General features: G+C 51.3%; 9 protein-coding genes. 4 read left to right on the top strand and 5 right to left on the bottom strand.

Annotated elements, in window-relative coordinates:
* Nucleotides 1-2: 2 nt before the first annotated feature.
* On the bottom strand, nt 3-653 hold the full coding sequence (locus DHN43_RS12360; protein WP_063304719.1) for a peroxiredoxin: 651 nt from the start codon (nt 651-653) through the stop codon (nt 3-5).
* 98 nt (nt 654-751) lie between these two features.
* Here DHN43_RS12360 and DHN43_RS12355 point away from each other — a divergent pair, with 98 nt between their 5' ends.
* Nucleotides 752-1,651 (top strand): LysR substrate-binding domain-containing protein, encoded by a 900-nt coding sequence (locus DHN43_RS12355; protein ID WP_108818783.1) that lies wholly within the window; start codon nt 752-754, stop codon nt 1,649-1,651.
* A 46-nt stretch (nt 1,652-1,697) separates the two neighbouring features.
* Here DHN43_RS12355 and DHN43_RS12350 read toward each other — a convergent pair whose 3' ends face one another.
* Nucleotides 1,698-2,417: a Crp/Fnr family transcriptional regulator gene (locus tag DHN43_RS12350; RefSeq protein ID WP_208995324.1), complete on the bottom strand. Its 720-nt coding sequence runs from the start codon at nt 2,415-2,417 to the stop codon at nt 1,698-1,700.
* A gap of 649 nt (nt 2,418-3,066) precedes the next feature.
* On the opposite strand from DHN43_RS12350, the gene DHN43_RS12340 reads away from it, so the two are divergent.
* A complete protein-coding gene (locus tag DHN43_RS12340) occupies nt 3,067-3,498 on the top strand; it encodes a GNAT family N-acetyltransferase (RefSeq protein ID WP_063318236.1) in 432 nt (143 codons plus the stop codon).
* A gap of 47 nt (nt 3,499-3,545) precedes the next feature.
* Here the strand turns inward: DHN43_RS12340 and DHN43_RS12335 are convergent, their stop codons facing one another.
* The gene (locus DHN43_RS12335) at nt 3,546-4,031 is read right to left on the bottom strand and encodes a hypothetical protein (RefSeq protein WP_108818781.1); all 486 of its coding nucleotides are present in this window, start codon (nt 4,029-4,031) and stop codon (nt 3,546-3,548) included.
* 502 nt (nt 4,032-4,533) lie between these two features.
* On the opposite strand from DHN43_RS12335, the gene DHN43_RS12330 reads away from it, so the two are divergent.
* Entirely contained in the window at nt 4,534-5,472 is a 939-nt protein-coding gene (locus DHN43_RS12330) for a helix-turn-helix domain-containing protein (RefSeq protein WP_208995322.1), read from the top strand.
* Nucleotides 5,473-5,515: 43 nt separating this feature from the next.
* On the opposite strand, the gene DHN43_RS12325 is transcribed toward DHN43_RS12330, so the two are convergent.
* On the bottom strand, nt 5,516-7,180 hold the full coding sequence (locus DHN43_RS12325; protein ID WP_108818779.1) for an aminotransferase class V-fold PLP-dependent enzyme: 1,665 nt from the start codon (nt 7,178-7,180) through the stop codon (nt 5,516-5,518).
* A gap of 601 nt (nt 7,181-7,781) precedes the next feature.
* Here DHN43_RS12325 and DHN43_RS12320 point away from each other — a divergent pair.
* Complete coding sequence (locus tag DHN43_RS12320) at nt 7,782-12,443, top strand: ExeM/NucH family extracellular endonuclease (protein ID WP_108818778.1); 4,662 nt, start codon at nt 7,782-7,784, stop codon at nt 12,441-12,443.
* Between the two features lie 440 nt (nt 12,444-12,883).
* Here the strand turns inward: DHN43_RS12320 and DHN43_RS12315 are convergent.
* The coding region (locus DHN43_RS12315) for an HlyD family type I secretion periplasmic adaptor subunit (RefSeq protein WP_208995320.1) at nt 12,884-14,142 on the bottom strand (1,259 nt) is incomplete at its 5' end.

The raw sequence follows: 14,142 nt of genomic DNA, 5'->3' as shown, positions 1-14,142 counted from the left end.
TATTAAGCAGGCACATCTTTCGTAGAGAAGTACCAGTCAACGTATTCATAACCAGCTGATTTACGTGATTCAGCCAGATCCGCTGTTGCTGGTGGTGGCACGATTACTTTGTCACCAGGCTGCCAGTTTTCTGGAGTCGCAACACCGTGTTCGGTAGATGTTTGCAAGGCTTTGATCAAGCGTAGGAACTCATCAACTGAACGCCCGTTGGTCATTGGGTAGTAAACCATCGCCCGCAGAATTCCTTCAGGATCAATAATGAAAGTTGCGCGAACAGCAGAAGTGTCTGAGGCTCCGGGTTGGATCATGCCGTAGGCTTTGGCGACTTCCATTGAGAGGTCCGCAATGATCGGGAAGGGTATGTGAACGCCAAACTTCTCCTCGATGTTTCGCATCCACGCGATGTGTGAGTAGTGACTGTCGATAGACAGGCCAAGCAATGCTGTATTGAGCTTGCCAAAATCTTCTGCTGCATTCGCAAAAGCAATGAATTCGGTTGTGCAGACAGGCGTAAAATCAGCTGGATGTGAAAAGAGAACCAGCCATTGACCTTTGTAATCACTCAATGATTTGGTGCCATCAGTCGTCGGAGCAGTAAAATCTGGTGCTGGTGTGTTCAGCTGCGGCAATGTGATGATAGTTTCTTCTGACATTTATTTTCCTCGGGCTCAATTGATTTGATAAATGCACAATATCGATCTATATTAATTAGTGAAATTGATTAATAATAATACAGTGATCTATAAAACATATGAGTCATCTACCAAGCCTTCGCCAGCTGGAATTTCTGGTGGCACTTGTTGAAGAGCAACATTTTGGCAGGGCAGCAGAAAAATGTAATGTGAGCCAGTCGGCTCTGAGCACAGCGCTCAAAGAGCTGGAACAGAATCTTGGTGTTCATTTGGCGGAGCGAACCAAGCGTTCTGTCACGATTACATCTCTGGGCAACTCACTGGCTGATCGTGCACGTCATATCCTGCTCGATACAAAAGCCTTTGTAGATTTTGCTGCGGCAAACTCTAAGTTCCTGTCTGGAGACATGAAACTGGGTGTGATTTCTACAGTTGGACCTTATCTGCTTCCTGGGATAATGCCGCAGCTTCGGAAGAAGTTTCCGGAACTTCGCCTCTTTGTCAAAGAGGGCATTACTCATGACCTGCTGGCTGCATTACAGAGCGGGCATCTGGATGCCATGTTGCTGGCACTTCCATTTGAGATTGGCGACCTTGTTCAGTTTCCATTGTTTGAAGATGGATACAAACTGGCTGTCACACCTCAACATCCGCTTGCAAACCGGCGACATGTAGAAGGGCAGGACCTGACAGATACCAAGATGATGTTGCTGGAAAAAGGGCATTGTTTACAACAGCATGCCCTGTCTGCATTTTTGCCCGACGGCCCGGTTCAAGACAGTTCATTTGAGGCGACTAGCCTCTCCACTTTGGTGGGTATGGTGGCAGAAGGGCTGGGAACAACACTTCTGCCAGACGTCGCGATTACTGCAGGACTGACGGATAATTATGATGTGTGCCTCATCGATGTAGATAAGGCACTGCCAAGAGAAATAGCGCTTGTATGGCGAAAAAGCTCACCACGGGGAGAGGAACTACAACATCTTGGCGAGTTCATCAAACAAGCCTATGAGGGATGAAAACCCAGGCGCGGACAAGCGAATAAAATCATTTTAACGCACCATCTTAGCCGTGGCTTGAATGCATAACCACTGTGCGTTCCTGCTCTACCAATGTGCGCAGAACCTGAACGTTGGAAATGATTGCCCGGTTTTGTTTGACCTCGACGCCATAGCTTTTCAGCTTCTGGAATGCACGAGACAGGCTTTCCGGTTTCATACCCAGACGACCCGCGATGAGTGCTTTGTCGTAAGGCAGCACCAATGTGCAGGAACCAGCAGGTTCTGTGCTGAGGTTCAGCAAGAATTCGGCAACACGCTGTGCACCGGTATGCGTCTTCAACCCTTCAATCTGCAACACGAGTTGATGCAGGTGCATGGACAACGACGACATCATTGCCAGCGCGATGTTTGGATCTGCTGCAATTGAGTTGGCCAGGTGGGCCACTGGAATGCAAAGCACCACACTATCCGTAACCGCTTCACCAGAGGCTGGATAGTTTGAGTTTGTAAAGGCAGCACCTTCAGCGAAGGTTTGCCCACGGGTGAAAACCCCTACAACGGCTTCATCACCGCTGCTTGTCGCGCGAAAAACTTTGACCCATCCTTCCAGAACGATAAAGAACGCATCTGCCTCATCATCCTGAAAAAAAATCATCTCACCGCGCGAGACAGATTTTTTGGTGGCACCCCGAAGCAGCTGTTCTCTTGCCTCGGTACTCAACCGTTTAAGCAAGGGAATTTCAGCGAGCTTCTCCACTTCACTGCTAACTATTGTAGTAGACATTTTTACAGACCTCTCCCACGATCAACCCAATCGTACTGTTGCGTAGATGAAGGACGTTGATCTAACGCAAGTGTTTTTGCGCAATTGGCACCTTGCAGTTGTCCTTTTGAAAGCAAAAAGGACCTAACGAAAATCAAGGAAGTAGAGAACTCAGAGGATTAGGGTCCACTATAGGGAAGGTTTTCACTCAGTTCACTGAGCGAATAAACTTGCCTTTTTGGCTCAATAATATGTTTAAAACTGTCCTCTGGAATGTTTTTTACCTGTTTTTGACGGTGAAACGAGCCTGTTCGGTGGCGAAGACGCGTCCGGAATAGGAAACGGGCAACGGTTGGTTCTTCACCATCAAGTCCCGAAGCCGGCTAATATTTTTCGGAAATCATGAGATGGTAAGACGCAGATATTTGCAGCTTTAGCAGCACGTCGAACTTGGAAATCTGAGTTGCCTTGACATTGCGCCCCTGAGGTTTAGGTTGCGTATTCCTAATGTGTTTCAGAGGAGATTTGATGTCCCGGATCTGAGGGTTCAAACGAAGAACCCCTATGCATGTTTTCAACCTTAAGACCGTGCCATTTGCACGGCTGGTTTCGCATGCCTTCATTTTCCGAACATCAAGCGCCGATTAACGGCACTCTTCAGGACATAGAAATGATCCGCAAATTTGAAACTCGCGATACCGAGTCCATTGTTGACGTCTGGCTTGAGGCCAGCAAACTCGCTCACCCTTTTCTGAGCGACAGCTTTTTAGCTCATGAAACCGACAACATCCGAAACATGTATCTGCCCAATGCAGAGACATGGGTTGCTGAAATGAACGGCGCTGTCGTCGGGTTTATTTCATTACTTGGCAATGAAGTGGGCGGACTGTTTGTGCATCCAGATTTTCACGGGCGCAAGCTCGGGAAGGCTTTGATGGACAAGGCGACATCGCTTCATGACAGTGTTGAACTGGAAGTCTTCAAGCACAATCCCATCGGGCGTGGCTTTTATGCTCGCTACGGCTTTGAGGAAATGCATGAAGACTTTAATGAGGATACGCAGCAGTTGGTCATTCGGCTGAAGTACTCCGCCGCGGTTTAGGTGGAGCAGAAGGAGAGAGTGCCTTGCACTCTCTCCAAGTCTTGGTGTTAGCGATGGCTTTTGCGGCCTTCAGACACCTTCATGAAAACCAAAGCCATCACAACGGCCATGCCCACATGTCCGAGGAATGAGGACTGCGTATAAGCGCCAAAGTCCATCATGAAGCTTCTGCCAATAAAGGGCGCGAGCATGCCTTGTGCGATGTACCAGAGGAGCACACCAGCAACCACGCCAGAAATCCAAAACCGAAGTCTGGTCACTTGATGCACTGCAAGCACAGCAAGCGGAAAGACAATTGCGCCAACGGAAAAGTGGATCAGGAAGGCAAGGCCGTATGGAATGGAGAGCCCGAACAACTTGTTCGCCAGTGCTGTAACGAGATACGCAGGTTCCAGAACCGGCCCAAATAGAAGCGGTGAGACAAACCAGGCATAAGCTTCAAAGGCGGTTTCGCCAATGACACCGGCCAGCAGCAACGTGGGCAATAAGGTTACGAGCGAGGAGGCAGTAGGAACAGATGTATCCAGGGCCATTGGGAGATCCTTAAGAAGCTCGATGGGGAAACGCACAAATCGAGATATGTGCAGTGAGCACTTCTTTAGGTGTGAGTTTGGAAAGGGGAATACAAGACAGCTCCGTTCCCAGTTTAATCACATTACGTTCACCTGAATGAGAGCCATTGGGCCGGAAACTAATGCCTGCGTCTTCCCCGCTCGTTGTGCTCGCTTCATGCATCAATGCAAGATTCTCAGGAAAAAACTCAGTTTTCAGGAGGTTCCAAACAAAATGCACAATGATCTGGACGCCACGTCATTGTTCGGGGGGCTCTTGGAGATGTATATAATTGCTATAAGATTTTAGTAAAAGCACGTATAAATTGAGTTGATTTTACGAGGACATATTTTGAGTGAGGTGGATCTCATTGACGGAGCGCCAAGAGCGGAGATTTCTCAGCCTATTCCTCAGACTGTGTTTTCCGTTGATGGCGTTGCGCCAGATGAGCGCTTCTCTCTCTGGAAGGAAAGTATCTCCTTCATGTTTCAGGTGGAAGCAGATCATGCCGTCAGGTCTGATGAATTCACCGCAGAAGTAGATGCGCATATGTTCGGGCAAATTATTCTGGCCCGGACAAAAAGCAGAAAGCAGTTTTGGGAGAGGAGTGAGCTGACTATCGCAAAAGATGGGATGGACCACTTCATGACCCAACTGTTTGAAACGGGAGACATGATTTTCGAGCATGACGGTGCACAACATTCTGTTGCACAGGATGGCCTCATCATTTTTGATTTAGCCAGGACGTCAAAATCCTGGACCAATACATTTTCAAACCTATCCCTGATTATTCCCAGGGAGTTGCTCGAACCTAAGCTGGTTTATCCAGATGGGCAGCATATGCGGAGATTGCCTGCCGCGCAGCCCATGGTTCAGCTTCTTTATAGTCATATTAAGACGTTGAAAGAGTTGTCGGGTCAACTGAGCTTGTCACAAGCTGCAGATATTAACCCGGCAACGATTTCACTCGTTACGGCTTGCCTGAACAGCACGTCTGAAGGCGTGGCTCTGGTCGAAGCAAACAGCCATGCCGCACAGATTATGCTGGCAAAACGAACAATCAGCGAGCACCTGTCGAACCCAGATCTTTCACCCGAAACTGTGGCCATAAAAGCAGGTATCTCACGTTCAAAGCTATATGAGATGTTCCGCAATTACGGCGGTGTGAAAAGTTTCATTCTGGAGCAACGTCTCAAGGGCGCAATGATCGCACTCATCAGCAACAGCAATGCCCACCGCTCCAACTCGGAAATCGCGTTTTCCTTCGGTTTTACCTACGAGAGCACCTTCAGCCGTGCTTTCAAAAAACGCTTCTCCATGACCCCATCCGAAGCCCGAAACTCCGCCGGCATCGCCTGGACCAGGGCCATGAGCACCCCAAATGTAGACCGCCGCTACGAAGACTGGGTGAAGTATTTGTGAGAAGTAACCGGCGACGGGTTGTCTCCGCCGCCTCGGCTTACTCTTATGCGACGGCGACGTCTTGTGGGCGGACGAACCAGCGGAGATCTTCCACTTTTTGCGGCTGAATGACGTTGTAGCGTTCTTCGGTGCAGTGGTTGCGTAGGAGCTCTGCTTCAGCTGCTTTCATGGTCTCTGCCAGAGAAGGGCGCTCTGATTTTACGGTGGCTTCCGGCAATGCGTTGAAATCGAGTGTTTCGAGCGAGGCGGCCAGTTCTGTTTTGTGGTTTTGGTAGCGCCAGACAGCGCCGTTTTGGTCGAAGCGGTAAAATGGCAGTAGCTTCCAGCCGTGCTCTGCGACCAACTCAATGGCGCGGACCAGATACTCGAAGGTTTCTTCATCAATGAAGTAGTTGAAGTTGAGGCGGATCCAGCCCGGACGCAGGATCATGTGACCTTCCACCAGCTGCTCTTCCAGTGCCTTGCTGTAGTGCATGTCCATGCCAAGCAATGCGTGGCCGTATGGACCAGCGCAGGAGCACCCACCACGGGCCTGAATGCCGAACAGATCGTTGAGCAGCGCCACAACAAAGCTGTAGTGCAGGTCTTTGCCTTTATGAGTGATCTTCAGCGAGGTGATAGACAGACGAGGCGCCTCGGTGTTGCCAAGGATTTCTATGTTCTCGCAGTTTGACCAGCGGGCTACGGCTCGGGAGACAAAGCTCTCTTCCCGGCGTTCAATCTCATCAGTACCGACGGCTTGCTGAAGCTTGAACACCAGCCCTGCTCGCACGGATTCAATGATCGCTGGTGTGCCGCCTTCTTCGCGCCGTTCTGCGTTTGCCACGTAACGATGGTCTTCTGGCGTCACGTACATGACGGTGCCGCCGCCTGGCATCGCTGGTACACGGTTTTGAAGGATGGCATTGTTTACGATCAATACGCCCGGTGTGCCCGGTCCGCCAACAAATTTGTGTGGTGACAGGAAGATAGCGTCTTTGGTGCTGTCGCCCTGTTCATCCTGAGCACCAGCCATATCGATGCCCACATATGGAGCCGCCGCGGCGTAGTCCCAAAAGGAGAGTGCGCCGTGCTTGTGAAGCAGGCGGGCGACGGTGTCGACGTCGGTTTTGACGCCGGTGACATTTGAGGCCGCCGAGAAGCTGCCAATCTTGAGGGGACGGTCTGCGTATTTGATCAGCTGTTTCTCAAGATCATCCAGACAGACCTGACCGCCTTCGCAAAGGGGAATGGAAACCACGTCTGCAATGCTCTCGCGCCATGGCAGTTCGTTGGAATGATGCTCATAAGGGCCGATGAAAACGACGGGGCGCTCTTTCTCGGGGATCTGCTGCTCAAACTTGTAGCGTGCGCTCAGGTCTGCAGGCAGTTTCAGGTTGAGAATATCGATGAGTTTATGGATCGCGGAGGTTGCACCGGAGCCGCAAAAGATCACGGAATGATCGTCGGTGGCGTTAACTGACGAACGGATCTGCTGACGGGCCTGCTCGCGTAGTGCGGTGGTTTGTGCACCTGTGTAGGAGGTCTCTGTATGGGTGTTGGCATAGTAAGGCAGAACGTGATCGCGGATGTAATCCTCAATCATGCTCAGCGAACGGCCTGAGGCTGTGTAATCCGCATAAACCAATGGCTTAGGACCAAATGCCGTGGCGATGGCTGCGTCTTCACCAATCACTGATTTTCTGATTTTATCGATCAAATTACACATGCTTGCCCCGTCCCTTTATTCCGTCTCATCAGATTCTTGTTATGGCGAACACACTCTAAATTCGCCTAGTTTGCTGAAAAGATTGAATATAAGAAACTACATACTACAAAGATAAGTCAAGTTAGAAAATGATACTCTAAATGAGATAAAATATAGAATTGGTATGATTTTGCTCAAGCAGGTGCCTGCCCCTCGCCATGAACCCGCAAAAATCGTGATTTTGATAATTAAATTTTAATTGTATCTATGGATTCGCAGTGCGCCTTTGTGAAATATGAGTCGCGCAGGAGCCAAACTGTGTTTAAAAGCATCCCGAGTTATGCACAGCACTGGGTAACTTCCTGTCGCCTTGACATTGATATGCAACGCGAAGTTGAAAAAAATTTCACAAAAGAAAATATTATTCGAAATAATATGCGAAAAGTGAAAAATTGATCAATACGTCCTTTACGTCACCCTCTACATCGAGAAAACTGTCGATGCATGCTGCAGAAAATCTTTCGGGCATCTAGCAAAAAATAATCGTTCGTCTTGGCTCCCGGCTCAAAACTGGGAGGGGAGTGACGGACTCGGATAAGATGAACTGTAACGGGGTTGATACATGTTCAATTTCTTTCCTCGATTTAACTTCTACTCGATCAGCGTAAACTTTGGCACGTGGTGGGATGACGTCATCACGGGTACCGACGGTATTGATTGGGTCTGGGGTTTCAACGGTAACGATACCATCTCCACATATGCTGGAAATGACTGGATCCGGGCAGGTAAGGGCAATGACCTTATCTTTGCTGGTGAAGGCAACGATCGCATCAGCGCAGCTGGTGGCGACGATGTCATCCATGGTGGTGCAGGCAATGACAGCATCAATGGTGGTCGTGGTTTCGATACAGCCGTTTATGAAGGCTCAATCGATGACTATTCATTCCAGCAGCGTGGTCGCTGGTGGAATCCAAAGACCAAAGTCATCGCAAATGACGGCTCTGAAAAAGACACCTTGATGAATGTCGAGGCAGTTCACTTCGCAGCTGACGACTACACTTACTATCTGGATGGTCGCAACAATGAGATCCGCGCTGGCGAAGATGCTGTTGCATCCGGCGATGAAGGTCTTGTGATTGAGGCTGCCACTCTGCTGGAAAACGACAAGGATTATGACGGCGATACGCTGACAATCACTGAAGTTTCCGCAAGCAGCGCATCTGGCGCAACCGTCTCTCTTGAGAACGGTCAGGTCTCCTACAACCCAGGCAGTGTGTTTGACAGCCTGCGTGAAGGCGAGACTGCAGAAGATACCTTTACTTACACAGTCACCGACGGCAATGGCAGCACCAAAGACGTCACCGTTACTGTTACTGTGACTGGTTCTAATCAGGCTCCGGTTCTGTCTGTCGCTTCTGATGTTTCCGTTGCAGAAAACACCACTGAGTTGGCAACTGCATCTGCAACCGACGTAGACAACACAGACCTGTCCTATTCCGTTTCTGGTACTGATGCTGGCCTGTTCGAGATCGACGCTGAAACTGGTCAGCTGAGCTTTAAGACAGCTCCTGACTTTGAAGCACCAGCAGATGCTGATGGCGACAACGTTTATCAGGTTGAAGTCACTGTCACCGATGCTGACGGCGGTTCTGACACTCAAAGTGTTTCCGTCACTGTTGAAGACGAAAACGAAGTTGTGCGTGACGTAATCGCGTTCGACATGGTTGACTCTCAAAATCAGGGCCTGGTGAGCTTCACCAACACTGCGCCTGATTTCTCCAGCGTTGCTGATGGCTTCGGCAAGTTCACTGCAGACAGCGCGCCGTTCTCACTGGTCGATTCCACAAATGGCGGCTTTGAGAATGACGTTCTGGGTATCATCGATGAAGCCACCAACTCTGGTGAGTTCTTCGGCGTAACCGACAGCATCAACAATGACAATGATGGCGAACTGACAGCGTCCTGGACCTTCGACATTGCAGGCTACAAAGATCTGGGTCTTTCCCTTGATCTTGGTGCAATGGGTGACTTTGAAGGCACAGACACCTTTGTGATCCGCTACTCCATTGATGGTGGCGAAGAGCAGGTTCTGTACTCCTTCACCTCTGACAATGACGGTGCACAGACCTACACCCTTGCCAGCGGCAAGACTGTTGATTTGGATGATCCGCTCACTGATGCAGACGCAGGCATTGTGCTGACCAACCAGCTGCAGACCCTCGTGTCTGATCTGGAAGGCACTGGCTCTGAGCTGACCATCAGCGTTGAAGGCAAGTCAGACGGAAGTTCTGAAGCGTTTGCGTTGCAGAACCTGAAGATCCTGGGCAACCCGGCTGTTGTGCGCGAAACCTTCGCGTTTGACATGGTGGACTCACAGAATGATCGTCTGATCGAGTACACCAGCACTGCACCAGACTTCACCAGTCCTGCAGACGGCTTTGGCAAGTACACTGCTGCCGACGCTCCGTTCTCGCTGGTCGATTCCACCAATGGCAGCTTCGAGAATGATGCAGTCGGCGTTATCGATGAAGTCTCCAACACTGGTGAGTTCTTCGGTCTGACCGATACTGTCAACGACGACAATCCTAATGGTGACCCGCTGGTCGCGACCTGGCGCTTCGACATCTCAGATTACAGCAATATCAGCCTGTCTCTGGATGCTGGTGCAATGGGTGATTTCGAGTCTGATGACACCATTTCCATCCGCTATTCCATTGATGGTGGCGAAGAGCAAACTCTGTTCGCCTTCACCTCTGACAATGATGGCGCTCAGTCTTACACCCTTGCCAGCGGTAAGGTTGTTGATCTGAACGATCCGATGGTTGAAACCAACTCTGGCCTTGTTCTTACCAACCAGTTGCAAACACTTGTTGCTGATCTGGAAGGTTCAGGCTCCGAGCTAACCATCATCGTTGAAGGCTCTGCAAACGGCAGCAATGAAGCATTCGTTCTGCAAAACCTGCAGCTGGAAGGCGATACCACAGGCGGTGGCGGTACGTCCACAACCTACGCTATCGCAGCGGAAGCTGACTCCAAAGCTGAAGGCGACAGCGGCGTAACCTCCTTCGAGTTCACAGTGACCCGTGATGGTGATCTGTCTGAGGCTGGCACTGTTGACTTTGCTGTTGGCGGCGACGTTGATGCAGCTGACTTCGGTGGCACTCTGCCATCTGGCAGCATCGAGTTTGCAGCTGGTGAAACCACCAAGACCATCACAGTCAACATCACTGGCGATGAAACAACCGAGCTGAGCGAAGCCCTGTCTGTGACCTTGAGCAACCCAACGGGTGGCAAGATCACAACCAAGACAGCAACCAGCACTGTTGTGAACGACGATACCGCGCCTACGCTCATCTCCACCATTCAGGGTGACGGTGCAGAATCCGGCATGGTTGGTGAGTTCGTTTACGTCAGCGCGCTTGTAACAAGCGTGACCAGCAGTGGTTTCTATCTGCAGGAAGAAACAACTGACAGCGACGGCAACTCCGCAACTTCTGAAGGTATCTTCGTTTACACCGGCGCGGCTCCAACCGTTGCAGTTGGTGATGAAGTGTCCTTCGGTGGTACCGTTGCAGAGTTTGGTGGCCAGACACAGCTGACAAACATTGGTGATTTGAGCATCCTGTCTTCCGGCAATGATCTGCCAGAATACATGCAGGTACTTCTGTCTCCAACAAGCCAGCAGAACCTGGAAGCTCTGGAAGGCATGCGCGTCAGCGTTGGCTCCGGAACAGACGATGCTCTGACAGTCATCGAAAACTTCAATTTCGACCGCTACGGTCAAATTACAGTTTCCGCTGGCGCCCAGTATCAGGCAACCCATCTGTACGATCCTCAGGATGAGCTTGACCAGATCATCGAACATCAGGAAATGAACCAGAACAACCGCATCCTTATCGATGATGGTTCTTCTGAGCAGAACCCTGACGAGTTCACCTACGTGCCAGTTACCGAAGAAAACGGCGACAACGGCAATGGGTATCTGGACAGCGGTGATGACTTCTCTGAAGGGGCAACTCTGCGTCTTGGCACAGAGATCGATGCACCGATCGAAGGCATTCTCACCGAAGGCTTCGATGGTCATACTCTGATCGTTGACGGCCAGATTTCCATCGATGAGAGCACCAACTCCGGTGCACGTCCTGACCAGCCTGCTGATGTGGGCGGTGATCTGAAAGTGTCCAGCTTCAACGTGCTGAACTACTTCACCAGTCTTGGTCAGCGCGGTGCGAGCTCCGAGGCAGATCTTGCGCGTCAAACCGACAAGATCGTCAAGGCAATGCTTGATATCGATGCGGATGTCTTTGGTCTTCAGGAACTGGAGAACAACGGCTTTGATGATGCCTCTGCAATCAGCGCTCTTGTTGATGCACTGAATGCGGAACTGACCGCTCAGGGCCGGACTGATGAGCTTTACACCTTCGTGAACCCGACTGACGGGGCTCCGATCGGGTCTGATGCCATCACCACCGGTATGATCTACCGTCCTGGCAAGCTGACTGTCATTGAGACAGAAACCTACACCTATCAGGAAACAAGTGCGGATGCGACTTACGCGATTGCGGATCGTCTGCAGGACTTTGCTGATCGTTCATATGTAGGTGACTTCCAGCGTAACCGCCCAACCGTTGCAACCACTTTTGAGGATGCAAACGGCGAGCGCTTTACCCTTGCGGTTAACCACTACAAGTCCAAGGGTCCAAGCGGCCTGAGCGATCTGGTGGAAGACATTCAGGGTAAACTGGATGCAGGTACCATTCCGGCAGCTGATGTTGACCAGGTACAGGCAGATCTGGATGCCTTGATCGCTGATCCAAACTACGATCAAGGTGATGGGCAGGCCTTCTGGGCTCAGGCACGTGAAGATGCAGCAAAAGAGCTGCATGAGTGGCTGAGAACGGAATATGCAGGTGCAGGTCTTGATCCGGACATCCTCGTGATCGGTGACTTGAACACCTACGGCAAAGGCGACTCCGTACAGGAACTGGTAGAGGGCGGCGACATGACCGATCTTCTGTCTCAGTACCTGGGCGATGAAGCGTACAGCTTCGTGTTTGATGGTCAGCGCGGTTCTCTGGACCACGCTCTGGCATCCGACAGCCTTGCTGATCAGGTGACCGGCCTTGCTGAGTGGCACATCAATGCTGATGAGCCAGACCTGCTCAGCTACAACAGCCGCTTCACCGATGCTGGTTTCTACACTGACGACCAGTACGGCGCGTCCGACCATGACCCACTCGTCATCGGCCTGGACCTCAGCAGCCCAAGCGAAATGCTCGTTTAAGCAAAAAGAAGGCCCTCGCGAGTTTGCGAGGGCCTTCACAAGAACAGAAAAAGCGGCTCCCAGAGCCGCTTTTTTATTGGCCAAACAAATACCACTCCCAAAATCAGGGAGATAAAGTTCGCGATGTTCGATGGTAAGCTGAGGGCTCTTTGAGGGCGAAAGCAGCTGTGTTGTGCCAGCCAATGCATCGGACAAGATAGGCTTATCCGACTGAGGCAACAGCCTTGCCTTTAAACCGGAGGTGATGGGATGAGGTTATTCCCCATTTCACTCACGCTTAAAATGAAAAAGACTCGGAACAGCTGGCTAATGCAACTCCGAGTCTCTTTCAAATAAGAAAAGGGAAGGGGGCGTAAGCTCCCTTTCCACTCCGGTTATTATTCTAGTCCTCACGACCTCAAAAATCAATGAAGTCGCCTTCCGAAGAAGTAAGGGGTTCCTTACTTCTCCTTGAGCGCATGGGCGATTTGGTCTTGCATGGGTTTTATGAAGTAGGAGAGGACGGTGCGTTCGCCGGTTTGGATGAAGCCTTCGACGGGCATTCCGGGGACGAGGGTCTGGCCATTCAGCTTTGGCATTTCGCTCTCTAAGATCTTCAGACGTGCCAGATAGAAGGGCTCGCCGGTGACTTCATCACGGGTCAGATCCGGGGAGACGTTGAGCACGGCTGCGCCCAGCTCTGGTGTGGTGCGCTGATCGAAAGCGGCAAGGCGCACATAAGCGTCCTGTCCCACTTGCAGCTGATCCACATCGACCGGTTGAACACGGCTTTCAATCACCAGATCGCTGTCTTCCGGCACCACCAGCATAAGCGTATCACCCGGTGCGATCACGCCGCCAACAGTGTGAACGTTGAGTTGGTGCACATAACCGGATTGTGGCGCGCGGATGTCAATGCGCTTCAGGCGGTCCTGTGCAGCCACTTCCTGCTCTTCCAGCTCGGCAATCTGCGAGCGGATGTTTTGCAGGTCAGACAGAACTTTTTCCAAAAACTCTTCGTCCAGCTGCAGGATCTGCACGCGCTTTTCGCTGATGGCTTCCTTGGTCTGAGCGACCTGCGAGATCAACCCGCCGCGATCACCAACCAGCTCGGCCCGTTCCCGCTTGATGGCGGTGACCTGAGAGGCGTTGATCAGGCGCTTTTCCAAAAGAGAAGCAAAGTCGGCGAGTTGCTGGGTGACAAGATCAATGCTTTCAGCTTTCGCATCGCGCTGCACCTGCAAGCCTTCAATCTGCTGCTCCAGCTGAGCAATCTGCTCGCCAAGCTGCTTCTTGCGGCCTTTGATGCCTTGCTGACGGGCAGCAAAGAGAGCTTGCTCACCATCCAGAGCAGTGGCAGCAATCTTGTCGGTCTTTGCCAGCTCAACCAGAACTTCCGGGAAGGTGACCTGAGCGTCATTGCGCCATTCGGCAGAAAGGCGGGCTTCCTGCGCCTGCATCTGATGAAGACGCTTGCGAGTGATGGCCAGATTGGCTTTCACTACCGTTTCATCAAGGCGGAACAGCACATCACCGGCTTTGACTTCATCGCCATCTTTGACGAGGATTTCGCCGACAATGCCGCCTTCCTGATGCTGCACCTTCTTGGCCTGTCCATCGACAGCGATGGAGCCAGAGGTGATCACTGCGCTGTTGATCTTGGCAACGGAGGACCAGCCGCCAAGGCCGAGCACAAGAACGCCCACAAGGACGAGGCCCC

The organism is Pseudovibrio sp. Alg231-02 (assembly GCF_900143565.1).
Taxonomy (GTDB): domain Bacteria; phylum Pseudomonadota; class Alphaproteobacteria; order Rhizobiales; family Stappiaceae; genus Pseudovibrio.
This window is presented reverse-complemented; position numbering and strand designations above follow the sequence as displayed.